Raw genomic sequence first — 22,987 nt, 5'->3', positions numbered from 1 at the left:
CGGTCGAGGCGATCAGCTCCCGGCCGGGGCCACCGCCGCGACGTGGCCGTCGGGGCGGATCAGGACGGCGTCCAGCCCGTCCCAGCCCTCCCTCGGCGCGGACGGCTCGCCCCGCACGACCCTGACCTGGGCCTTCGCCGGGACGTCCAGCTCCTTCGCGCCGCCCGCCGCCAGCTCCAGCACGACGTGCCCGCCGTCGCGGAACAGCTCGTAGAGGCGTCCGGCGTCCGGGGACTTCAGCTCCAGGTCCGGGACGCGCGTGCCGACCAGCGGGTGCGCGCCGGAGGCGGGCGCGTAGGAGTAGTCCAGCGCGGTGATCATCCCGGCGAGGTGGTCGTTGACCTGGGGCAGCTCCATCAGCGAGGAGAACAGCTCGCGGAGCCGCGCGCCGCCGAGCGTGAAGTCGAAGACCATCCGCGTCTGGGCCAGCGTGTTCGCGACGACCCGCTCGCCGATCGGGTGCCGCTCGTCGTGGTAGGTGTCCAGCAGTTCCTCGCCGGACTCGCCGCGCACGACCGCCGCGAGCTTCCAGCCGAGGTTCGTGGCGTCCTGGAGGCCGGTGTTCAGGCCCTGCCCGCCGAACGGCGAGTGGACGTGCGCCGCGTCGCCCGCCAGCAGCACCCGCCCGGCGCGGTACCGGTCGGCGACCCGCGCCTGGTTGCCGACCCGCGCGAGGCAGGTCGGGCTGTGCGCGCCGAAGTCGGACCCGGCGATGCGCCGCAGGATCGCGCGGACCTCCTCGATCTCGACCGGGTCGTCCTTGCCCGCGCGGCTGGACGGCTCGTCCGCGATCATGATGCGGTACTGGTCGGTGCCGGGGACCTGGCCGCCGAGGAACCAGCCGATCCGCTGCCCGTCCGCGCCCTCGAACGACTTGATGCCGAGCTTGCCGAGCCACTCGGGCGGGTCGTCCAGCCGCACGTCGGACAGGACGTAGGTCGCTGTCGAGTCGATGCCGGGGAAGGTGATCCCCGCCTGCTTGCGCACCAGGCTGCGGGCGCCGTCGCAGCCCACGACGTAGGCGGCCTCGATGACCTCGCCGTCCTCCATCGCGACCCGGACGGCGTCCGCGCCCTGCTCCACGGCCGTCACCGTCCGCTCGCGCTCCACGGTGACGCCGAGTTCGCCGAGCAGCTCCTCGGTGATCTGCTCCACGACGTCCTGTCGGATCGTGAGCCCGAACGCGTGCGCGGTGTCGAGCGGCGCGAGGTCGAGCAGCGGCATCAGACCGGCGAAGTTCACGTAGGGCCATTTGAGCGCGTGGCCGGTGTAGCGGTCCATGACGCCGCGCATGTCCAGCAGCTCGATCGTGCGGGGATGCAGGCCCCCGGCGCGGACGTAGGAGCTCGGCCGCGGCTCGCGTTCCACGATGCGCGGCCGGACGCCCGCCAGCGCCAGCTCCCGCGCCAGCCACAGCCCGACCGGGCCCGCCCCGACGATGAGCACGGGCGCCGGCCGCTGTCGTGATTCCATCTCCACCCTCCCGTGCCGCCTGGTGCGGCGGCGGCGTGACGTTCCGGCCGCTCCACGGCGGAGGCGGCCCCGGCCCATCGTCGGACCCGCCGCTAAAGCCGCCCTTACCGCCGCCCGGCCCGGCGCGCCCTGACCGGCGGCGGAACGGGAACAGAATTCACAATTACGAAAAGTAAATCCCCGATAACCACTCGGGGCGCCCGATCTGGGGTCTGTAGGGGCCGCGTAGGGGTTCGAAGGCGAGTTTAGGGTGTGCCAAAGTCTGATAAGGCACAACATGACACACCACGGGGGATCACATGCGCTTCGAAATGCTCGGCCCGGTACGCGTTATTGATCATGATGGGGCGTCCTCACTCACCGCGCGCAAGATCGAGATTCTTCTGGTGGTGCTGCTCGCGCGGGCGGACCAGGTGACGACGACCGGCCAGCTCATGACCGAGATCTGGGGCGAGAACCCGCCCCGCCGGGCGACGGCCTCCCTGCACGTGTACGTCTCCCAGCTCCGCAAGTTCCTCGACCGGCCCGGCCGCGAGACCGGCCCGATCATCACCCGTCCCCCCGGCTACCTGCTGCGGCTCGGCGACGACGAGCTGGACGTCCACGACTTCCAGCGGCTCGTCCAGCAGGGGCGGTGCGCCGTCCAGCAGGGCCGTCCGGAGGAGGCCGCCCCCGCCTTCGAGCGGGCGCTCGCGCTCTGGCGCGGCGCGACGCTCGGGGACCTGCGCGACGGCCCGATCATCTACTCCTACGTCACGTGGCTGGAGGAGCTCCGGCTGGAGTGCCTGGAGATGCTCATCGACGTCTACCTGTGGCTCGGCCGGCACCGGGAGATCATCGGGCGGCTGTACACGCTGACCGAGGAGCACCCGCTGCACGAGGCGTTCTACCGGCAGCTCATGCTGGCGCTCTACCGCGCCGACCGGCAGGCCGACGCGCTCGGCGCCTACCGCACCGCGCGCGAGCGCCTCAACCGGGAGCTGGGCCTGGAGCCGTGCCGCTCGCTGCGCGACCTGCACGAGTCCATCCTGCGCGGGGACGAGCGGCTCCTCGGCGCCCCCGAGCTGGCCCGCGCCGCCGTCTGACGGCCTGGGGCGCGCGACCGGGCCGCGCGACCGGGCCGCGCGGACCGAAACCCCCTACTCCGCGTGATCCCGGCCGTCACACGGGCGCGATACGGCGCCGGGCGGGACGGCGGTCCAGGAGGGCGAGCCGCCGGGCGAGCCCTCCTGGACCGGGGCCGGGACGATGCTCCGCAGGATCAGCTCCACCCAGCGGCGGCGGGCGGGCTCGGGCACCTCGGCGCCGGGCATCGTGCCGATGAGCAGGCCGATGTCCTCGGAGGTGACGTCGGGACGCAGCGCCCCGGCGGCGTGCGCCGCCGCGACCATCCGGCCGAGCGCCGCGTCGGCGTGCCGGCGGACGTTGTCGGGCGAGTAGGCCCCGATGCGGGTCGCCACGGCGCGCAGCGCGCGGTCGTCGGCCATGTCCACGGCAAGCCGGCGCAGCATCAACTCGATCTCCGCCAGCGCGCTGCCGCCGCCCTCGATGCGGGCCACCGCCTCCTCCAGGCCCGCGACCACCCCGGCCTCGATCTCGATCATGATCGCGTTGACCAGGGCGTTCTTGGTCGGGAAGTGCCGGTACAGGGTGCCGACCGCCACCCCCGCCGAGCGCGCGATCTCATCCATCCCGATCTGCGGGCCGTGCGCGGTGATCAGATCACGCGCCGACTGAAGGATCTTCGCCCGGTTCCGGGTGGCGTCGGCCCGAAGTCCCGGTGTTTTTTCCATGCGCGCCCGTCCTCGGTGGACTTATCATAAGATGAACCACGGTTCACACTACACCGTAGTGCAGCGCTGGAGTCGCCATGACCGCAGGTCCCGCCGGGTGCGCCGTTCGCGGCGAGGGTCCCGGGCCGGTCCCGCGTCCTCCCGTCGCGGCGCCGCGCGGGCCGGGCCCGCGGGGCCGCCCACCGTCCCCGACCACTTCAGGCCACGACCCGAACCCGGGAGTCCACCCATCCATACCAACGGTTAGAGTGAACAGAAAATGAACCGGCTCCCTTATTCGTTTGGCGTGCGCAACGGCCGACAATTGATCATCGCTCCCACGACCATTTCGCCCTAACACCTCTTCTGCCCCGCTGAATCGTGTCCCACCTGGTCGCAAGCCGGGTGTGCCCATGTGTCTTTCACCTGGAATTGACGAGGCCGACCTGTGACCTTGGCGGAACGCTACAGAGAATTGTCCAGTCTCGACGCACTGTTCAAGGAGTGCGCCACCGGCACGGTGCGGGTCGCGATCGTCGGCGGTCCGGTCGCGAGCGGGAAGACCGCGCTGCTGCACGCCCTCGCCGAGCGCGCGGTCGAGGCCGGCGCGCTGGTGCTGAGCGCGGCGGCGTCGCGCGCGGAGCAGACCCTCCCGCTCGGCGTGCTCGACCAACTGCTCCGCAACGTGGAGTCCGCGGACGGCGACGTCGACCGCGAGCTGTCCCCGCTCGACCACGCGCTCACCCGCGCGCTGTCCTCGCCCGACCTCGACGTCACCACGCACCTGGCCTCGCCCAGCGTCCGCGACCTGCTCGGCAGGCTGCACCAGCTCGCCGAGGACCGGCCCGTCCTGATCGCCGTCGACGACGTCGAGTACGCCGACGACCTGTCCCTGCGGTGCCTGCTCTACCTCGTCCGGCGGTTGCGCTCCGACCGCGTCATGGTGGTGTTCACCGAGCTGTTCGGCCCCCGGCGGCGGCATCCGATCCTGGAGACCGACGTCATGCGGCAGCCCTACTGCCGCTACATACGGCTGGAGCCGCTGTCGCCGTTCGCGGTGGGAACGCTCCTGACGCAGCGGACGAGCCGTCCGGGCGCGCAGCGCCTCGTCGGCGCCTTCCACCGCATCACCGGCGGCAACCCGCTGCTGGTGAAGGCCCTGCTGGAGGACTCGCTCGACCCCGCGCGCGGGATGAGCGCGCCGGCGCCGGGCGAGGCGTTCCAGGAGGCGGTCGTCCGCTGCCTCTACCGCTATGAGTCGCCCGAACTTGACGTGGCACGTGCCATCGCGATCCTGGGCGACGCCGCGTCCCCCGACCTGCTGGCGGCGACGCTCGGGCTGAGCCGCCACCCGGTCGCCGAGGCCACCGAGACGCTGACGCTCGCCGGGCTGCTCGACGGCACCCGGTTCCGGGACGGGGCGGCGCGGGTCGCCGTCCTGCAGAGCATCCCGCCGGGCGACCGGATGGCGCTGCACGCCTCGGCGGCGACGGCGCTGCACAACGCCGGGTTCCCCGCCTCCGCCGTCGCCGAGCACCTGCTGTGCGGGGTCGGCCCCCGCGAGCCGTGGGAGGTGGCGGTGCTGCGCGAGACCGCCGAGCAGGCCCTCGACAACGGCGACGGGGAGCGCGCGCTGCTGCTGCTCAAGCGGGCGCAGCGGCACAGCGCCGACGAGCGCGAGCGCGCGGTCGCGCTGTCGCTGATCGCGCGCGCCGAGTGGCTGCTGGACCCCTCCAGCGTCGAACGGCTCCTGCCCGAGCTCGGCACCGCCGTGCGGCGGGGGCTGCTCACCGGCCGGCACGGCGCCCGCGCCATCGACTACCTGCTGTGGCACGGCCGCCCGCAGGACGCGGCGGAGCTGCTCGGCGAGCTGCGGCACCACGACGAGCGGACCGCCGGCCAGGCGCTGAACCGCCTGCGGGCCCTCTACCCCGACACCAGGCCCCCGGCGTGGGGCGAGGCGGCCCCGGGCCGCGCGGCGCTCGCCCCGCAGCTGTCGGCGGTGCACACCCTCTCCGACGACGTCGACGTGCTGATGACCGGCGCCGAGCAGGTGCTCCAGAGCGCGCGGCTGGACGACTCCGCGCTGATCCCCGTCATCGCCGCGCTCGCCGCGCTGATCTACGGCGGGTCGCTCGACAAGGCGGAGTTCTGGCGCGAGTCCCTCGCCGCCGAGGCGGGGGTGCGCCGCACCCCCGTCTGGGAGGCGATGCTCGCGGGCCTCGGCGCGATGACCGAGCTGCGGCGCGGCGACCTGCGCGCCGCGCACCGGCAGGCGTCCCGGGCGCTGACGGTCATGCCCGCCAGGAGCTGGGGCGTCGGGATCGGGCTGCCGCTGGCGAGCATGGTGGCGGCCACCGTCGGGCTCGGCAACCTGGACCGCGCCGAGGCGTGGCTCGACACCTCCGTCCCCGAGGCGATGTTCCAGACCCGCGCGGGCCTGCACTACCTGGAGGCGCGCGGCTGGTTCCACATGTCCACCGGACGGCTGCACGCCGCGCTCGGCGACTTCCAGGTGTGCGGCGAGCTGATGGGCCGGTGGGGGCTGGACATCCCGGCGGTCGTGCCGTGGCGCTCCTCGGCCGCCTACGCCTACGCCGAGCTGGGCCGCCGGGACGAGGGCCGGGCGCTGGCCGAGGAGCAGCTCGCCGTGATCCCGTCCTGGGACCACCGGACGCGCGGGATCACGCTGCGCGCCCTCGCCAGGACCAGCGACATGCGGGGCCGCCGCGCGCTGCTGTTCGAGGCCGTCGAGGTGCTCCAGCGCTCCTACGACCGGCTGGAGCTGGCCCGCGCGCTCACCGACCTCAGCCGCGTCCAGCACGGCCTGGGCGAGCCCGGCACCGCCCGCCGGACGGCGCGCCGCGCCGACCGGCTCGCCGAGGCGTCGGGCGCGCAGTGGCGGGGCCGCCCGCCGTTCGCGCTCGCCCCGGCGGCGCGCGCGGCCACCGAGGGACGCGCGGTGGCCGAGGGGCGTGCGGAGGCCGGGTCGGGCGCCGGTTCCAGGGGCGGTCCCGAGGGCGTCCCCGCCGCGGTGGCCGGGCCCGGCGTCGACGACCTCAGCAACGCCGAGCTGCGGGTCGCCGCGCTCGCCGCCGACGGCTACACCAACCGGCAGATCGCGGCGAAGCTGTTCATCACGGTCAGCACCGTCGAGCAGCACCTGACCCGCGTCTACCGCAAGCTGCGTCTGAGCCGCCGGTCGGACCTGCCGTCCGCGATCCCGCCCGAGGCGAGCCTCGCCCTCTCCGAGCGGTACGGCTCCTGACCCTCACCGCCGACCTGCCCCGCACCGCCGACGTGCGTCGAAAGGGAGTGGCCCCGCCGTCCGCCCCACGGGGGACGGACGGACGGCGGGGCCCGGGGAGGGGAGTCGGGGTCAGCCGGCGGGGGCGGCGACGTCCGGCTCCGAGCGTCGGCCGGCCGGCGGGTCGCGGCGCTCGGCCAGCCGCTCGCCGTCGACGTCGACGGCGGGCAGGATCCGCTCCAGCCAGCCGGGCAGCCACCAGGCGGCCCGTCCGAACAGCGACATCACCACCGGCACGATCGTCATGCGCACGACCAGCGCGTCGGCGAGGACGCCGAAGGCCAGCGCGAAGCCGATCGACCGGCTGAGCTGCTCGGTGGAGAACAGGAACCCGGCGAACACGCTGATCATGATGATCGCGGCGGCGGTGACCACCCGGGCGTTGTGCCGGAACGCGGTCGCGACGGCCTCGTCGGGGGCGGTGCCGTGGACGTGCTCCTCCCGCATCCGCGCGACGATGAACACCTCGTAGTCCATCGCGAGGCCGAACAGGATGCCGATCAGCGCGATCGGCAGCAGGCTGGCGGTCGGGCCCGTCGCGTCCAGGCCGAACACCGACGACAGCCAGCCCCACTGGAACACCGCGACGACCGCGCCGAACGTCGCCGCGACGCTGAGCAGGAAGCCGAGCGCGGCCTTCACCGGGACGATCAGCGACCGGAACACCAGCATCAGCAGCAGGAACGTCAGGCCCACGACGACGCCGAGGTAGGGCAGCAGCGCGTCGTTGAGCTTCTTGGAGAAGTCGATGTTGACGGCGGTCAGCCCGGTCACGGCGATCGAGGCGCCGGTCGCCGCGCGCACCTCGCCGCGCCGGTCGCGGATCCGGTGGACGAGGTCGGTCGTGGCCTGCTCGGTCGCCCCGGTCTTCGGGAACACCGTCAGCAGCGCGATGCCGCCGTCGCGGTTCGGGGTCGGCGGGGTGACGGCGGCGACGCCGTCCATGCGGCCGATGGTCGCGGCGACCTGGCCCGCCGCCGCGGCGCCGCCGCCGCGCCCGCCGTCCACGACGACGACCAGGGGGCCGTTGAAGCCGGGGCCGAAGCCCTCGCTGACCAGCTCGAACGCCTTGCGCTGGGTGGAGTCGGCGGGGAGCATCGAGTCGTCGGGCAGGCCGAGCCGCAGGTCGGCGGCCGGGATCGCGGCGATGCCGAGGCCCACCAGCGCCACCAGCAGGACGGGGATCCGCCGCCGGATGACGAACCGCGCCCACCGCTCCCCGTGCGGGACGGCCCCGGGCTTGACCCGCCCGCGCCTGGCCGCCGCGATGCGGCGCGCGGCGAAGCCGAGCAGCGCCGGGAGCAGGGTCAGCGCGAGCAGCACCGCGACGGCGACGGTCCCGGCGGCGGCGAGGCCCATCGCGGTCAGCACCGGGATGCCGACGACCGACAGCCCGGCCAGCGCGATCATGACGGTGAGCCCGGCGAACACGACCGCGGACCCGGCGGTGCCGACCGCGAGCGCCGCCGCCTCCTCGGGCGGGCGCTCGGCGACCTCGTGCCGGAACCGCGACACGATCAGCAGCGTGTAGTCGATGCCGACCGCGAGGCCGAGCATCAGCGCCAGCACGCCGGTGTTGACGTTCAGGTCGGTCATGCCGGAGGCGATCGCGACGCCGCTCATCCCGATGCCGACGCCGAGGATCGCCATCACCAGCGGCAGCCCGGCGGCGATCATCGAGCCGAGCGTGACCACCAGCACCACGGCCGCGACCAGCACGCCGATCAGCTCGAACACGCCGGTGACGGGCTTCTCGGTGACGGCGTCGCCGCCGAACTCGACGGTCAGCCCGGCGGCGCGGCCGGGCGCGGCGGCGTCCTTGAGCGCCTCCTGCTCGTCCTTCTCCAGGTCCGCGGCGGGGACGTCGTAGGTCGCCTGCCCGTAGCCGAACCTGCCGTCGCGCGACAGCGCCTTCGCCTGGAACGGGTCGAGGACCGCGCTCACCCTCGGCGCCTTGCGCATCCCCTGGACCACCTTCTCGACCGCGGCCTGGTTCGGCCCGTCGGAAAGGCGCTGCCCGGGGGGCGCGACGAACACGACCCGGGCCGAGGCGTTGCCGACCTTCGCCTCGGGGAAGCGCTCGTTCAGCCGGTCGAGGGTCTGCTGCGCCTCGGTGCCGGGGATCGTCACGGTGTTGGACGTCTCGCCCGCGAGCGTGGCCGCCCCGGCGATCGTCAGCACCACGAGCAGCGCCCAGAGCCCGCAGACCAGGCGGCGGCGCCGGAAGCAGAAGGCGCCAACCCGGTAGAGGATCGCAGCCACGTGAGGTCACCCTTCCATAAGTCGAACCATGGTTCACCATAATAATGAACCATGGTTCATCTTATTTCCAGCGATTCGGGGCACCGGTCGCCGCCGAGTGTCCGCTTCGCCGGTTAGGTCGCGCTTTAGCGGCGCTCTCGACACTGCGTCCATGACGAGACTCACCACGGTGCCGCCCGGCGAGCGGCGTCCCGCGGGCGGGCGCGACCCCTACCTGCGGCTCAACCGGCTGCTGGACACCGGTTCCCTGCGCCGCGTCCACCCCGAGGACGACCTGTCGGCCGTCGCCGTGCGGGGCCGCGTCGCGGGCGCGGAGGTCATCGCGTTCTGCGCGGGCGGCGAGATCGGGATGGGCGAGTGCCTGCGGATCGCCCACGCGACCGACCTCGCCGCCGCCGAGGACCGTCCCGTCATCGGCGTCTGGCACCCCGGCGGCACCCGGCTGGACGACGGCGTCGAGGCGCTGGACGGCGCGGGCCGCGTGTTCGCGGCGATGGTGCGGGCCTCGGGGAAGGTCCCGCAGATCTCCGTCGTCCTCGGGCCCGCCGCGCACGGCGCCGCCTACGGCCCCGCGCTCACCGACCTGGTGATCGTGGCGCCGGACGGGCGCGGCCCGCTCATCGACCCGACCGGCTTCGGCGCGGAGCCGCAAGCGCGCCACACGGGCGTCGTCCACATGGTGGCGGGCTCGCGGGACGAGGCGCTCGACGAGGCCAGGCGGCTGATCGCGCTGCTGACCCGACCGGGGAGGTTCGATCCCGCGCCGCCGGCGGGCCTGCCGCCCGACGCCGCGCCCGACCCGCGCGCGCTGCTGCGCGCCCTGCTCGACGGCGGCGAGCTCACCGAGATGCAGCGCCACCGGGCCCCGGGCGTCGTGATCGGCCTCGGCCGGCTCGCGGGCGGGACGATCGGCGTCGTCGCGGGCGACCCCCGGCGCGAGGGCGGCACGCTCGACGGGGTCGGCGCGGAGAAGGTGGCGCGCTTCGTCCGGATGTGCGACTCCCTCGGGATCCCGCTGGTCGTCGTCTTCGACGCGCCCGGCGAGCTGCCCAGCGCCCGGGAGGAGTGGGACGGCGTCATGCTGCGCGGCGCCAAGCTGCTGTACGCGTTCGCGGAGGCCGTCGTCCCGCGCGTCACGCTGATCACCGGGCGCTCCGCCGACGCGATGTGCGTCGCGCTGAACTCCCGCTCGCTGGGCGCGACGAAGGTGTTCGCCTGGCCGGACGCGGACGTCGCGGCGATGGGCGACGCCCGGTACGGCGTCGTCGACGAGGTCGTCACCCCCGGCCGCACCCGGGAGAAGATCGCCGCCGCCCTCACCGCCGGGGTCCGCCGCCGCGGCCGGCACGGCAACATCCCGCTCTGACCCGCGCCTCAGGAAGGCACCCCTCCGATGCGTAATCCCCCACGGCGAACCTCTTCCCGTACCGCGCTGCTCCTGCTGGCGGGCTTCATGTTCGTCAACGTCGCCGACAAGAGCGTGCTCGGCCTCACCGCCGACCCGATCATGGAGGAGTTCGACCTCACCGCGACCGGCTTCGGCGCGCTCGCCTCGGCGTTCTACCTGCTGTTCAGCGTGTCCGCGCTGCTGGTGGGGATGCTCGGCGACCGGTTCCCCGCGCGGACGCTGCTCGCCGCGCTCGGCCTGGTGTGGGCGGCGGCGCAGCTGCCGGTGGTGATCCCGGCCGCCGGATACGCCGTCCTGCTCGGCACCCGCGTCGTGCTGGGCGCGGGCGAGGGGCCCGGCTTCCCGCTCGCCAACCACACCGCGTTCAGCTGGTATCCCGAGGGGCGGCGCGCGCTGCCCGCCGCCGCGATCACCGTCGGCGGGGCGCTCGGCGCGGTCGTCGGCGGCCCGCTGGTCATCGCGGTGGACGGGCTGTTCGGCTGGCGCGCGGCGTTCGGCGCGCTCGGCGTCATGGGTCTCGGCTGGGTGCTGGTGTGGTTGCGCTACGGCGGCACCGGTCCCTACGCCCCCTCGCCCGCCGCCGCGAAGCCGGTCGAGGCGTCCGGCGGGCTGGTGCCGCGGCGGCGCGTCCTCCTCACCGGCACATGGCTCGGCGGGACGTTCACGACGTTCACCGCCATGTGGGCGCTCGCCGTCGGGCTCGCGTGGATGCCGCTGTTCCTGGAGGAGGACACGGGCCTCACCGACGCGCAGATCGGCGCGACCGTCGGGCTGCCCAGCGTGCTGACCGTGGTGCTCGGGCCGCTGCTCGGCATCGCGGCGCAGCGGCTGCTCGGGCGCGGCGCGTCCACCCGGATCGCCTACGGCGCGGTCGGCGGCGCCGTCGGCCTCGCCGCCGGGCTGTGCATGTTCGGTATGACGAGGGCGGGCGGCGTCCCGCTGCTGCTGCTCCTGATGGCGGTCGCGTTCTGCGGGAACGCGCAGGTCCCGCTGGTCAACGCGGCGATCGCCGACGGCTGCCCGGCGCGGCTGCGCGGCGCGGCGCTCGGCCTGTCCTACGCGGTCGCCGCGCTCGCGAGCGTGCTCGGGCCGTTCACCACCGGACGGATCATCGACGCGGCGGCGAGCCGCCCGGACGGGTTCCGGCACGCCTTCGACGTCGCCGCCGGGCTGCTCGCGGCCGGCGCGGTCGTCTCGGTGCTCACGATCCGGCCGGGGCGCGACGCCGCCCGGACGCGCCGCGCCGGCGCCGCGTCCCTCCCCCGGTTGGAGGCGCGGCCGGAGGGACGGCCGTGACGGTGCGGCTTTGTGACCGCTTTAGCGGGTATTGCGAGCCTGCGGCCATGGACACTGCGAGGAAATCCTCCGGCCGACCCGGCAGCGTCTGCGCGGTGCTTGAGGGCGGGCCCGCCGACCTGCCCGCCGAGCTGCGCGTGCTCCGCACCCCACCCGAGGGCGCCACCGTCAAGATCCCGCACCGGGGCGCCTACCAGCACTTCGAGCGGGCCGACGGCCCGGACGGCGGCGCGTCCGCCGACGGCGTCCCCGTCTACCACTGGACGACGCGAACGAAGATCGCCGAATGAGCGCGCCGCAGACCACCGCCGACCTGTGGGTCCGCCGCTACCGCCGCGTCACCGACGCCGCGCTGCGCCTGGTGTGCTTCCCGCACGCGGGCGGCTCCGCGAGCTTCTTCTTCCCCGTCGCGACCGCGCTGGCGGACCGGGGCGTCGAGGTGCTGGCCGTCCAGTACCCCGGGCGCCAGGACCGCCGCCACGAGAAGCCGGTCACCGACCTGCACCGGCTCGCCGACGCGGTCGCCGAGGCCCTGCCCGCCGCGCTGCCCGGCTGGGACGGCGCGCCGACCGCGTTCTTCGGGCACAGCATGGGCGCCGCGCTGGCGTTCGAGGTCGCCCGCCGGATGGAGCGCCCGCCCGTCAAGCTCGTGGCCTCGGGGCGCCGCGCGCCCTCGCGCCGCCGCGCCGAGTCGGTGCACCTGCGTGACGACGCGGGCGTCGTCGCGGAGCTGCGCGCGCTGGGCGGCACCGAGGCGAGCCTGCTGGAGGACGCCGAGCTGCTCGCGATGCTGCTGCCGGCCGTCCGCGGCGACTACGCCGCGATCGAGACCTACGCCTGCGCGCCGGGCGCGGCGATCGACACGCCGATCACCGTGTTCGTCGGCGACGACGACCCGCACGTCACGCTGGACGAGGCGCGGGCCTGGCGGGAGCACACCACCGGCGGGTTCGACATGCACGTCTTCGAGGGCGGCCACTTCTACCTGACGCGGTCGCCCGCCGAGACGATCGAACGGCTCGCGACCACGATTGATATGCGAACCAGTATCAGCTGAAAACCAATATCAATATTGGACATCATCGCCGGGGGTCTGGTCTTCTTCCGGCATGCGAACTCCACCTTCCCGGTTCCGGGTCCGGCTCGCCGCCGGGGCCGCGGCGGTCCTGCTCACCGGCGTGACCGCCTGCGGCGCCGGCGGCGGCTCCACCTCCGCCGCGCCCCGCGGCGACACCGCACCGCTGGCCGCGCCCGCACGTCCCGCGCTCTCCCAGGGCGCCGTCGCCAAGCGGCTGAACGAGCTGGAGAGGACCCACCGGGCGCGGATCGGCGCGTGGGCGCTCGACACCGGCACCGGCCGGGTCCGCACCCACCGCGCGGACGAGCGGTTCCCGTTCCTGTCGACGTTCAAGGCGATCGCGTGCGGCGCGGTCCTGCGGAAGGCGCGCCGGTCCGACCCCGGGCTGCTGGACCGCGTGATCCGCTACACCGAGGACGACCTCGTCCCGAACTCGCCCGTCACCGAGAAGCACGTCGCCACCGGGATGAGCGTCGCGGACCTGTGCCACGCGGCCATCACCGTCAGCGACAACACCGCCGGGAACCTCGTCCTGCGGCAGATCGGCGGGCCCGCCGGGCACACCGCCTTCTTCCGCTCGCTCGGCGACCGGGTCAGCCGCCACGACCGCTGGGAGACCGACCTCAACCTGTGGAGCCCCGGCGAGCGGCGCGACACCGTCACGCCCCGCGCCTGGGGACGCGACCTGCGCGAGCTGACGCTCGGCCGGGCGCTCGTCCCCGCCGACCGGGCCCGGCTGATCGGCTGGATGAAGGCCGCCGAGACCGGCGGCGCCCGCATCCGCGCCGGGCTGCCCCCGGGCTGGACGGTCGGCGACAAGACCGGCACCGGCGGCACCTACGGCACGGCCAACGACATCGCCATCGCCTACCCGCCGTCCGGCGGCGCCCCGCTGATCATCGTGATCACCACCAACCGGCGGGCATCGGGCGGTTCGGCGGATGAGAAGGCGATCGCCGAGACCGCCGCGATCCTGGCGGAGGGCCTCGGCGCGCGTCCCGTCTCGCGTCCCGCATAGTGAGATCTCACCGGCGGTGAGGTTCCGCCGGCCGTCCAGAAGGGGTACGAAGGGACGGAACCCAGAGGCCGGCTGTCGCGGCCCGCGTGATCGAGGGGGTCACGCGGGCCGACCGGCCGACCCGCCCGAGCCGGGCGCGGACGACCGGGCAATATCATCGCCGACATGGCACTTCGGGTCGTTCTGGCCGACGACAGCTACCTCGTCCGGGAGGGCGTCGCCGCGCTGCTCGCGCGCGCCGGGGGCGTCGAGGTCGCCGCGACCGCCGACGACCTGCCGGGCCTGCTGGCGGCCGTCGCCGAGCACCGCCCGGACGCCGTCCTCACCGACATCCGGATGCCGCCGACGGGCACCGACGAGGGGATCCGCGCGGCGCGGACCATCCGGCGCGACCACCCGGACGTCGGCGTCGTCGTGCTCTCGCAGTTCGCGGAGCCCGACCTCGCCTACGACCTGCTGGGCGAGAGCGCGGAGGGCCTCGGCTACCTGCTCAAGTCGCGGATCGGGGACGTCGAGCAGATCGTCCGCGCGCTGGAGGACACGGCGCGCGGCGGCTCGGCGCTCGACCCCGAGATCGTCGCCGCGCTGCTGGCCGGGCGGCGCCGCGCGCCCGGCTCGCCGCTCGGGGCGCTGTCGCCGCGCGAGCGGGAGGTCCTCGCGCTGATGGCGGAGGGCAAGAACAACGCGCGGATCGCGGCCGACCTGACCGTGTCGGTGCGCGCCGTGGAGAAGCACATCAACGCCGTGTTCGGCAAGCTCGGCATCACTGAGGAGCCGGTGGTGCACCGGCGGGTGAAGGCGGTCCTGCTGTTCCTGGACGACGAGGGCCTGCTCGCGTCCGGCTGAGCCCCTCCATGGACATCGACAAGGCGCGGTGGGTGCGGTGGGCGTGCCACGGGCTGTGGCTCGGGACGGTGCTCCTGGCCTCGGCGAACCTGCTCCTCGCCGTCCTGAACGGGACCGACGCGGGCGGCCTCGGCGCCGGTTACCCGGTCGGGCTGTCGCTGATGGCGGTGGCGTTCGCGGCGGTCGGCGCGGTCGTGACGCCGCGCCATCCGGCGAACCCGGTGGGCTGGCTGCTCAGCGGCATCGGCGCGGCGATCGCGATGACGGGCCTGTGGCAGTCCTACGCCGTCTACGCGCTGACGACGCGGCCGGGGTCGCTGCCGTTCGGGGAGTTCGCGGGCTGGGCCGGGACGTGGTCGTGGATCCTCGCGGTGTTCCCGGCGGGAACGTTCCTGCCGCTGCTGTTCCCGGACGGGCGGCTCCCGTCCCGGCGCTGGCGCGCGGTCGGCCGGCTGTCGGCCGCGAACCTCGCCGCGGCCTCGGTCTGCTTCGGCGCCGTCTCGGCCGGGGCGGGCCCGCCCGCGTTCCAGCCGGAGGTGAGCGGGCCCGGGGACGTGGCGCTGGTCGCCGGGCCCGCCGCCGCGGCCGGGCTGCTCGCCGTGCTGTCGGCGGCGGCGAGCCGGGGCCGGTACCGGCGGGCGCGCGGCGACGAGCGGGCGCAGCTCCGCTGGTTCGGGCTGAGTGTGGCGCTCGGCGCGGCGGCGGTGGCGGCGCAGTTCGTCCAGCCGGTGGCGCCGACGCCGGACCCGTGGTTCGCGTCGCTGCTCGTACTGGGCACGGGCACGCCGGTCGCGATCGGGTTCGCGATCTCCAAGTACCGGCTGTACGACATCGACGCCGTTCTGCGCGGCACGATCGTGTACGCGACGCTGGCCGCGTTCATCACGGTCGTCTACGTCGCGGTGGTCGTCGGCGCCGGTTCGCTGGTGGGGTCGCAGGTCGGGGGCGGGCCGCTGCCGCCGCTCGTGGCGACGGCCGTCGCGGCGCTCGGGTTCGGTCCGGTGCGCGCCCGCGCGCGGCAGGTCGCGGACCGGCTCGTCCACGGGGTGAGGGCGACGCCCTACGAGACGCTGTCGCTGCTGTCGGAGCGGCTCGCCTCGGCCGCGCCGATCGAGGAGTTCCTGCCCTCGCTCGCGCGGGCCCTGGCCGACGCCACCGGCGCGTCCCGCACGGAGGTCTGGGTCAGGGTGGGCGAGGAGCTGCGGCTGGCCGCCGCGCACCCGCCGCGCACCGCCGAACCGGTCCCGCTCCTGGACGGCGTCCCGGGCGCGGACGCCGTGGCCGAGGTGCGCGACGGCGCGGAGACGCTCGGGGCGATCACGATCGCCAAGCCGCCGGGCGACCCGGTCACCGCGCGGGACTCCGCCCTCGCCGCCGACCTCGCCGCGCACGCCGCGATCGCGTTCCGCGACGTCGCGCGCGCCGCCGAGCTGCGCGCGTCGCGGCGGCGGCTGGTCGCCGCGCAGGACACCGAGCGCCGCCGCCTCGAACGCGACCTGCACGACGGCGCGCAGCAGCACCTGCTCGCGGTCGCCGCGAAGATCGGCCTCGCGCGGGCGCTGCTCGGCGACGCCTCCCCCGAGGTCGGGGCGCTGCTGGACGAGCTCCACCACGACACCGGGACGGCCCTGGACACCCTGCGCGACCTGGCCCGGGGCATCTTCCCCGCGATCCTCGCCGAGAAGGGCCTGGCCCGGGCGCTGCGCGCGCACGCGGCCCGCGTCCCGGCGGAGGTCGCGGCGGCACCGGCACTCGCCGGGCGGCGGTTCGCGCCCGAGGTCGAGGCGGCGGTGTACTTCTGCTGCCTGGAGGCCCTGCAGAACGCGGCGAAGCACGCCGCCGGGAGCGCGCCCCGGCTCCGGCTCGACCTCGGCGGAGACGGTGACGTGCTGGAGTTCGCGGTGTCCGACGGCGGGCCGGGGTTCGACCCGTCCGCGACGGCGCGGGGGTCGGGGCTCGGCAACATGCGCGACCGGATCGACGCCGTCGGCGGGCGGCTGGAGATCCGCTCGTCCCCCGGCGCGGGCACCACCGTCCGGGGGCGGGTGCCCGTGCCTCGTGCGGGCACCACCGCGCGGGGGCGCGGAACCGTACCCGGAACCGGGTGACCGCACCCTCGCGGGCCCGCGCGGCACGGCCGTAACGTCCCAGGTCAGGAGGTAATCATGGACAATCTGACCCGCTGGACGATCCGCCTGATCCTCGCCACGGCGGTGGGCCACGTGCTGTTCGCGTTCGTCCAGCCGAACGCCTGGGACGACATCGCCCGCGACGGGTTCTTCCGGGCGCTGGCGGACGACGGCGCGGCCGGCTTCTTCGAGCGCGAGTCGAGCGTGTGGTTCCTGCTGGCCGCCCCGATGCTGCTGCTCGCCGGGCTCCTGTCGCGCTCGGTCGCCGTCCGGACGGGGCGCATGCCCGCCGAGACCGGCTGGGTGATGCTGCTGCTCGGCGTCGTGCTCGTCGCGCTGTACTTCCCGGCGGGCGGCGGCTGGCTGCTGCTGGTGATCGGCGCGCTGTCGCTGACCTCCGCCTACCGGGCTCACTCGCCCGCGCCGATGGTGTCGGCCGGACGCGGCGCCATCGCGAGCCGCGCCGGGAGCGCGGTCGCCACCAGCGCGAGCACCCCGGCCCAGCCGAGGACGCCCAGGTAGATGAGCGGCGGGACGTGGGGCGCGCCGCCGGTCATGCCCCGGCCGAACGCGGTGAGCGTGACCAGCGCGACCGCCGTGCCGAGGACGGCCGCGATGAGCACGGTCGCGAGCGTCTCCCAGCCGAGCATGCCCATGACCTGGCGGCGGGTGGTCCCGACGATCCGCAGCAGCGCGAACTCGCGGGCGCGGGCGGAGGTCGCCATCGCCAGCGTGTTCACCACGGCGATCGCGGTGAACGCGATGATCAGGATCATCGCGACCTGGTTGACCTCGGCGTTCTGGGAGGCGTTCGTGGTGATGGAGGCAGGGCCGGCGAACCGCAGGCCGGGGATCCGCGGGGGCTCCCCGGCCACGAGCACGGTGCCGCGCGGGTCGTCCACGTGGGCGGCGAGCAGGTCCCAGGAGAGGGTGAGGTCGCCGAACCCGAGGCCGCGCCCGTAGACGGCGATCACCGTGGGGGCGATCGGCGTCCCGTCCCCGAGCGTGAGGCGGAGCCGGTCGCCGGGCCGCACGTGCAGCCGCCCGGCGGCCGTCTCGCTGACCGCGATGCCGGACCCGCCCAACCCGTCCAGCGAGCCGGAGCGGACGTCGAGGTCCAGCGTGCGGTTCAGAGCAGCGGGCGTGACGCCCTGGATCCGGTAGTTCTCCAGCCCGACCCGGACGGTGCCGCGCACGACCTCGGTCACGGCGGTGACCCCGGGCGAGCGGCGGATCTCCTCCGCGACCGCGTGCGGAACCCCGGGCCCGGCCACGTGCGCGGCGATCGTGCCGTCGGCGGCCTGGCGGGTCGCGGCGTGGCCCATCGTCGTCTGGACGAACAGGATCGTGGCGGTCAGCCCCATCATCAGCGTGAGCGGGGTGATGACGGACGCGAGCCGCCGCGCGCCCGCGCCGAGGTTCGCGGCGGCCAGGTCGCCGCCGACCGGGAACAGGCGCAGCGGCACCGCCAGCACGGCGACACCGGCGCGGGCGAGCACCGGGCCGAGGAGCGCCACGGCGACCGTCCAGACGATGGCGGTCAGCATCGTGACCGGGCTGGACGCGGCCTCGACGTTCAGGTGGGCCAGCAGCACCGTCAACGCGGCGCCCCCGGCGGTGCACCCGAGCCCGGCGACGAGCCGCCCCGCCCCGAGCCGGACGGGACGCAGCGCCGCCTCCCCCAGCGCCTCGACCGGCCGGATCCGCGACGTCCGCCGCGCGGCGGTCCGGGCGGCCGCCCACGCGGCGGCCACGGCCGCGAGCACCGCGACGGCCGGCGGGAACGGGCCGGTCACGAGGTCGAGACCGGCCGGCAGCGCGCCGAGGCCCCGGAACCGGTCGCGCAGCCAGAACGCCAGCGGCAGCCCGGCGGCGGCGCCGAGCGGGCCCGCGACGAGCCCGACCGCCAGGGCCTCCCGGCCGATCATCCGGCGGACCTGGCGCGGCGTCGCGGCGATGGCGCGCAGCAGCGCGATCTCCCGCTCCCGCTGCTGCACCGACAGCGCGAACGTGCCGGACACGACGAGGACCGCCACCAGCAGCGCCGTCCCGCCGAGGGCACCGCCCATGCTGATCAGCTTGATCCGGGACCGTTCGGCGCCGGGGAACTCGGCCCTGCCCCGGCCGTCCCCGGTGTGGACGGTCACCCGCGCGCCGCGCACCGCGTCGCGCACCGCCCGCTCCGGCCCGGTCACGCCGATCGCGGAGACCATGCCGGGACGCCCGGCCAGGCGCGCCGCCCGCGCGGAGCTGAAGAAGATCGCGGTCTGGTCCCTGAGCGCCTGCCGCGTCACGCCCACGACCCGGTAGGTGCCGGGCTCAGCCGACTCGACCCGCACCCGCGAGCCGGGCCGCAGCCCCCGCTCGCGGGCGGACGCCGCGTCCACCACGATCTCGTCGTCGGCGGCGGGCGCCCGCCCGGCCCGCAGCGTGAACGGGGTGAGCGCGGCCGACTCCCAGCCGTGCCCCCACGACTCGCCGTCCCGGCCCGCGATCTCGGCGGGGAAGCTGACCTCGGTCGTCACCGCGCGGACGCCCGGCGCCGAGCGGATCCGGTCCGCCAGCGACGCCGGGACCCAGACGCGCTCGCCGAGCACCTTCGCCTTGTGCTTGGTCCTGCCCTTCTTCTCCTTGACCGCGTGCACGTACTGGTCGCCGCCGACGACGACCGGCGCGCCCGCGTACCGCTGCGGCGCGACGGACCCGCGCAGCCCCGTGTCCAGCAGGATCCCGCAGGCGCAGACGAGCGCGGCGGCGCACAGCAGGGCGGCGAACGCGCCGGCGAGACCGGCCTTCCTCGCGATCACTTCCAGGCCCCCAGCCGCGTCATGCGGGCGGCGACGCCGTCGCTGGACGGCGCGTCCAGCGTGTCGGCGATCCGGCCGTCGGCGAGGAACAGCACCGTGTCGGCGTAGGACGCGGCGACGGGATCGTGGGTGACCATCACGACCGTCTGGCCCATCCCGTCCACGAGTTCGCGCAGCAGCGTGAGGACCTCGCGCGCCGTCATCGTGTCGAGCGCGCCGGTCGGCTCGTCGCCGAACACCACGTCCGGCCGGGTGACCAGGGCGCGGGCGATCGCCACCCGCTGCTGCTGCCCGCCCGAGAGCTGCGCGGGACGGTGCGCGGCGCGGTCCCGCAGGCCGACGCGGGCCACCACCTCCTCCAGCCACGCCCGGTCGACACGCGCGCGGGCCAGCCGCAGCGGCAGCGTGATGTTCTTCTCCACGGTCAGCGCGGAGACCAGGTTGAACGCCTGGAACACGAACCCGACGCGCTCGCGGCGCAGCTCGGTCAGCCGCGTCTCGCTCATCGCCGACAGCTCGGTGCCACCGAGCCGGACGGTCCCCGACGTCGGCGTGTCCAGCCCCGCCGCGCAGTGCAGGAACGTGCTCTTCCCCGATCCGGACGGCCCCATGACGGCCGTGAACCGGCCGCGCGGGATCCCCACCGTCACCTCCCGCAGCGCCGCGACGGCGCCGCCGCCCCTGCCGTAGACCTTGCTCACCGCGTCCAAACGCACCGCTTCGTCCATGCCCCCAAGTCTTCTGACCTGCGGGTCCGCCCACCAGAGACGCCGTCACCGATCACCCATGACCTCGTCATGGGTGCCGCCGTGGCGGCGGCTGGTAGACATTGGTGGACATTGGTAGACATAGAGCGTGATCAGGGTGCTGCTGGCCGACGACCACCACGTCGTGCGCGGCGCGCTCGCCGCGCTGCTGAACCTGGAGCCCGACCTGGAGGTGGTGGCCGAGGTCGAGCGCGGCGACGCGGTGCTGCCCGCGGCCCGGACGCACCGTCCCGACGTCGCCGTCCTCGACGTGGACATGCCCGGCATGGACGGCCTCGCGGCCGCGGCCGCCCTGCACGAGGAGCTGCCCGCGACCGCGACGCTGATCCTCACCGGCCACGGCAAGCCCCACCACCTGCGCCGCGCGCTCGCCGCGCACGTCCGGGGGTTCCTGCTGAAGACCGCGCCGCCCGAGGAGCTGGCCGCCGGGATCCGCGAGGTCGCGGCGGGCGGCCGCGTCCTGGACCCGAGCCTCGCCGTCACCGCCTGGGACCTCGCCGACAACCCGCTCACCCCGCGCGAGACCGACGTGCTGCGCCTCGCCGCCGAGGGCGCCGAGGCCACCGAGATCGCCGAGCGGCTGTTCCTGTCGGCCGGGACGGTCCGCAACCACCTGACGTCCGTCGTGGCCAAGCTCAACGCCCGCAACCGCACCGACGCGGCGCGAATAGCGGGCGAGGCCGGCTGGCTCTAGGCGGGCAGGTGGGCGTCGAGGCGGAAGTCGCCGTTTCCGTCGGCGCGGGCGCTGAGCGTGCCGTTGTGGGAGGCGAGCCTCGTGGTGAGGTTGCCGATGCCCGCGCCGGGGGGCGTGCGGCGGGCGCGCGGGTCGAGGCCGTCGTTGCGGACGGTCAGCCGGACGCCCGCGCCGTCGCGCGCCGTGACGATCGCGCAGTGCCGGGCGGCGCTGTGCCGCAGCACGTTGGTGACCGCCTCGCGCAGCACGACGCTGAGCACCGCCGACGCCTCGGCCGTGAGCCCCGCGTGGCCGGTGTCCACCTCGACCTCGACGCCCGCCGCCGCGAGCACCGACCGCGCCGAGGCGACCTCCGCGTCCAGCACCAGCGCCGACGTGCCGCCGGTCGCGGCCCGCAGGTCCCCCTGCGCCCGCTCGGCCATCGCGAGGACCTCGGTCAGCTCGGCCCTGGCACGGGCCGGGTCCGCCTCCGCCAGCCGCCGCGCCAGCTCGCACTTCAGCAGGATCGCGGCGAGGCTGTGCCCGAGCAGGTCGTGCAGGTCGCGGGCCGCCCGCAGCCGCTCCTGGACGGTCGCGGCGCGCGCCAGCTCCTCGCCCGCGACCCGGAGGTCGCGCACCAGCCGGGTGAGGCGGACGAGCCCGTACAGCACGAGCCCGGTCACCAGCGCGCTGATCATGGAGTTGACCGTGGCGGCGACGTCCGGGCCGGCCTCCTGCGGGGGGACGTCCCCCCGGAACGGCCCGGCGGCCGCCGCGCCGACGCCGGTGATCACGGCCGCGACCAGCGGGACCGCGAGCCGGTGCGGCAGCGCGACCAGCAGCCCCCCGACGAGGAACCCGGCCAGCCCCAGCCACAGGCCCGACGGGGCCTGTAGCAGGCCCTTCAGCGCGAACCCCGCCAGCACCGCCGCGAGCAGCGTGACCGACAGCCGGTAGGCGTTGCGGTCGGGCGTGGTCACGGGTCGCTTCGCGGCCCGGACGGCGGCCTCCACCGTGAAGCGGCCGTCGCCGCCGAGGCCCGTGGCGAACGTGCCGCCCGCCGCGCGGACGCGTTCCGCCGCGTCCGCGAGGCCCTCCTCGCCCTCGGCCGCCGTCCGGACGCCGTCGTTCACGACGCGCAGCCTGACCACGCCCCGGCTCTCGGACGTCTCGATGACGCACCGCTCGGCGGAGTCCCCGCGCACCACGTCGGTGACCGCCTCGCGCAGGACGGTCGCCAGCAGCGCCCCGGCCGGGCCCAGCGGTTCCCGGTGCCCGCTCCGCACCTCCGCCTCGACGCCCGCCGCCTCCAGCAGCGCCCGCGCCGCCGCCACCTCCGGCGCCAGCGACATGCTCCGGAAGTCGGCCGCCGCCGCCCGCGCGTCGTTCAGCGAGCGGCGCGCGACGTCCAGCACGTCGCCGATCCGTTCGGGGCGGTCGAGGGCGCGGCGGCCGCCCGCGGAGATCGTGGCGAGTCCCTCGCCGAGGCCCCGGTCGAGTTCGGTCGCGATGCGGAGCCGTTCCCGCGACACCGCCGCCATCGTGAGCGGCAGCCGCGCCGCCGCCGTGTCGTCCACCCGGTCGGCGAGCCGCACCAGCCCGTAGACGACGAGCCCGACCAGCAGGGCCGAGAGCGTCGCGTCGGCGGTCGAGCCGTCGCGCGGCGCGTCCAGGACGGCGGCGCTCGCGAGCACCGCGACCGCCGCCGGCCACGCCGCCGCCAGCATCAGCGAACCCGCGACGAAGCCGAGGACCCCGACCGAGGTGCCGAGCGCCACCGCGCCGTAGGCGCACGCGGCCTGCGCGGCGACGGCGGCCCAGCGGCTGCCGGGGATCCGCGGGACGAGCCACACCAGGTGCAGAGCGCACACCGCCGCGACGAGGACGATCGCCACCGCGACCCGGGGCGCGCCGTCCGTCCGCGCGGGGGCGCCCAACGCGTACACACCGGCGAACGAGGCCATGACGAGCCCGGCGACCAGCCGCGCCCGCCCGGACGCCGTGAACCCCTCGACGGCCACCGATCCCCTCACATCGCAGTCGCGCCCGCCTCGGATCCTCCCATGTCCGCCATTTGCCGCGTTCCCGGCGGGCGCTCGACCGGCGTACGGCGCCGACACGTGGAGGCCACCTCGGGGCCACCTCAGGTCC

General features: G+C 75.5%; 17 protein-coding genes. 11 read left to right on the top strand and 6 right to left on the bottom strand.

Features of this window, described 5'->3' with window-relative positions; genetic code table 11:
• Positions 1-12: 12 nt before the first annotated feature.
• Positions 13-1,473, bottom strand: a complete 1,461-nt coding sequence (locus KLI87_RS22340) for an FAD-dependent monooxygenase (RefSeq protein ID WP_214618505.1) — start codon at positions 1,471-1,473, stop codon at positions 13-15.
• A 299-nt stretch (positions 1,474-1,772) separates the two neighbouring features.
• Here KLI87_RS22340 and KLI87_RS22335 point away from each other — a divergent pair, with 299 nt between their 5' ends.
• Complete coding sequence (locus KLI87_RS22335) at positions 1,773-2,558, top strand: AfsR/SARP family transcriptional regulator (protein WP_156215818.1); 786 nt, start codon at positions 1,773-1,775, stop codon at positions 2,556-2,558.
• A gap of 54 nt (positions 2,559-2,612) precedes the next feature.
• On the opposite strand, the gene KLI87_RS22330 is transcribed toward KLI87_RS22335, so the two are convergent.
• Positions 2,613-3,266 (bottom strand): TetR/AcrR family transcriptional regulator, encoded by a 654-nt coding sequence (locus KLI87_RS22330; RefSeq protein ID WP_156215817.1) that lies wholly within the window; start codon positions 3,264-3,266, stop codon positions 2,613-2,615.
• Between the two features lie 427 nt (positions 3,267-3,693).
• Here KLI87_RS22330 and KLI87_RS22325 point away from each other — a divergent pair, with 427 nt between their 5' ends.
• Positions 3,694-6,513, top strand: a complete 2,820-nt coding sequence (locus KLI87_RS22325) for an AAA family ATPase (protein WP_308166123.1) — start codon at positions 3,694-3,696, stop codon at positions 6,511-6,513.
• A gap of 111 nt (positions 6,514-6,624) precedes the next feature.
• On the opposite strand, the gene KLI87_RS22320 is transcribed toward KLI87_RS22325, so the two are convergent.
• Positions 6,625-8,814 carry an MMPL family transporter gene (locus KLI87_RS22320; protein ID WP_214618503.1) on the bottom strand — a complete coding sequence of 730 codons (2,190 nt, stop codon included), beginning with the start codon at positions 8,812-8,814 and terminating at the stop codon, positions 6,625-6,627.
• 151 nt (positions 8,815-8,965) lie between these two features.
• Here KLI87_RS22320 and KLI87_RS22315 point away from each other — a divergent pair, with 151 nt between their 5' ends.
• From KLI87_RS22315 to KLI87_RS22280, 8 genes are all read left to right on the top strand, one after another.
• The gene (locus KLI87_RS22315; protein ID WP_156215815.1) at positions 8,966-10,180 is read left to right on the top strand and encodes a carboxyl transferase domain-containing protein; all 1,215 of its coding nucleotides are present in this window, start codon (positions 8,966-8,968) and stop codon (positions 10,178-10,180) included.
• Positions 10,181-10,207: 27 nt separating this feature from the next.
• Positions 10,208-11,518, top strand: coding sequence for an MFS transporter (locus KLI87_RS22310; RefSeq protein ID WP_214618502.1), 1,311 nt, complete (start codon positions 10,208-10,210; stop codon positions 11,516-11,518).
• A 47-nt stretch (positions 11,519-11,565) separates the two neighbouring features.
• Positions 11,566-11,808: a DUF5988 family protein gene (locus KLI87_RS22305; RefSeq protein WP_156215813.1), complete on the top strand. Its 243-nt coding sequence runs from the start codon at positions 11,566-11,568 to the stop codon at positions 11,806-11,808.
• Complete coding sequence (locus tag KLI87_RS22300) at positions 11,805-12,575, top strand: thioesterase II family protein (RefSeq protein ID WP_156215812.1); 771 nt, start codon at positions 11,805-11,807, stop codon at positions 12,573-12,575. The genes KLI87_RS22305 and KLI87_RS22300 overlap by 4 nt, the downstream gene beginning before the upstream one ends.
• A 52-nt stretch (positions 12,576-12,627) precedes the next feature.
• Positions 12,628-13,614, top strand: a complete 987-nt coding sequence (gene bla, locus KLI87_RS22295) for a class A beta-lactamase (RefSeq protein WP_156215811.1) — start codon at positions 12,628-12,630, stop codon at positions 13,612-13,614.
• Positions 13,615-13,779: 165 nt separating this feature from the next.
• Positions 13,780-14,460, top strand: coding sequence for a response regulator transcription factor (locus KLI87_RS22290; protein WP_214618501.1), 681 nt, complete (start codon positions 13,780-13,782; stop codon positions 14,458-14,460).
• 8 nt (positions 14,461-14,468) lie between these two features.
• Positions 14,469-16,568: a histidine kinase gene (locus KLI87_RS22285; RefSeq protein ID WP_214618500.1), complete on the top strand. Its 2,100-nt coding sequence runs from the start codon at positions 14,469-14,471 to the stop codon at positions 16,566-16,568.
• A gap of 57 nt (positions 16,569-16,625) precedes the next feature.
• Positions 16,626-17,111 carry a DUF6463 family protein gene (locus KLI87_RS22280; RefSeq protein WP_214618499.1) on the top strand — a complete coding sequence of 162 codons (486 nt, stop codon included), beginning with the start codon at positions 16,626-16,628 and terminating at the stop codon, positions 17,109-17,111.
• Here KLI87_RS22280 and KLI87_RS22275 read toward each other — a convergent pair.
• Together KLI87_RS22275 and KLI87_RS22270 are read right to left on the bottom strand one after the other, a co-directional pair.
• On the bottom strand, positions 17,000-19,396 hold the full coding sequence (locus KLI87_RS22275) for an FtsX-like permease family protein (RefSeq protein ID WP_308166122.1): 2,397 nt from the start codon (positions 19,394-19,396) through the stop codon (positions 17,000-17,002). The two genes, KLI87_RS22280 and KLI87_RS22275, sit on opposite strands and share 112 nt — an antisense overlap.
• Positions 19,393-20,124, bottom strand: a complete 732-nt coding sequence (locus KLI87_RS22270) for an ABC transporter ATP-binding protein (protein ID WP_173390697.1) — start codon at positions 20,122-20,124, stop codon at positions 19,393-19,395. The genes KLI87_RS22275 and KLI87_RS22270 overlap by 4 nt, the downstream gene beginning before the upstream one ends.
• A gap of 127 nt (positions 20,125-20,251) precedes the next feature.
• Between KLI87_RS22270 and KLI87_RS22265 the strand changes: the two genes are divergently transcribed.
• Complete coding sequence (locus KLI87_RS22265; RefSeq protein ID WP_214618498.1) at positions 20,252-20,857, top strand: DNA-binding response regulator; 606 nt, start codon at positions 20,252-20,254, stop codon at positions 20,855-20,857.
• Here the strand turns inward: KLI87_RS22265 and KLI87_RS41600 are convergent.
• Positions 20,854-22,857: a histidine kinase gene (locus KLI87_RS41600; RefSeq protein ID WP_214618497.1), complete on the bottom strand. Its 2,004-nt coding sequence runs from the start codon at positions 22,855-22,857 to the stop codon at positions 20,854-20,856. The genes KLI87_RS22265 and KLI87_RS41600 overlap by 4 nt on opposite strands.
• Positions 22,858-22,987: the final 130 nt, after the last annotated feature.

The sequence above is a fragment of the Actinomadura sp. NEAU-AAG7 genome (genome assembly GCF_018603865.1).
In the GTDB taxonomy this organism is placed as follows: Bacteria; Actinomycetota; Actinomycetes; order Streptosporangiales; family Streptosporangiaceae; genus Spirillospora; species Spirillospora litoris.
The sequence above is the reverse complement of the archived record's forward strand: the minus strand, read 5'-3'. Positions and strand labels throughout refer to the sequence as shown.

Coding starts and splice junctions, on each gene's coding strand:
- KLI87_RS22340 (WP_214618505.1), bottom strand. CDS start 1,473: ATGGAATCACGACAGCGGCCGGCGCCCGTGCTCATCGTCGGGGCGGGC.
- KLI87_RS22335 (WP_156215818.1), top strand. CDS start 1,773: ATGCGCTTCGAAATGCTCGGCCCGGTACGCGTTATTGATCATGATGGG.
- KLI87_RS22330 (WP_156215817.1), bottom strand. CDS start 3,266: ATGGAAAAAACACCGGGACTTCGGGCCGACGCCACCCGGAACCGGGCG.
- KLI87_RS22315 (WP_156215815.1), top strand. CDS start 8,966: ATGACGAGACTCACCACGGTGCCGCCCGGCGAGCGGCGTCCCGCGGGC.
- KLI87_RS22310 (WP_214618502.1), top strand. CDS start 10,208: ATGCGTAATCCCCCACGGCGAACCTCTTCCCGTACCGCGCTGCTCCTG.
- KLI87_RS22305 (WP_156215813.1), top strand. CDS start 11,566: ATGGACACTGCGAGGAAATCCTCCGGCCGACCCGGCAGCGTCTGCGCG.
- KLI87_RS22300 (WP_156215812.1), top strand. CDS start 11,805: ATGAGCGCGCCGCAGACCACCGCCGACCTGTGGGTCCGCCGCTACCGC.
- bla (WP_156215811.1), top strand. CDS start 12,628: ATGCGAACTCCACCTTCCCGGTTCCGGGTCCGGCTCGCCGCCGGGGCC.
- KLI87_RS22290 (WP_214618501.1), top strand. CDS start 13,780: ATGGCACTTCGGGTCGTTCTGGCCGACGACAGCTACCTCGTCCGGGAG.
- KLI87_RS22285 (WP_214618500.1), top strand. CDS start 14,469: ATGGACATCGACAAGGCGCGGTGGGTGCGGTGGGCGTGCCACGGGCTG.
- KLI87_RS22280 (WP_214618499.1), top strand. CDS start 16,626: ATGGACAATCTGACCCGCTGGACGATCCGCCTGATCCTCGCCACGGCG.
- KLI87_RS22270 (WP_173390697.1), bottom strand. CDS start 20,124: ATGGACGAAGCGGTGCGTTTGGACGCGGTGAGCAAGGTCTACGGCAGG.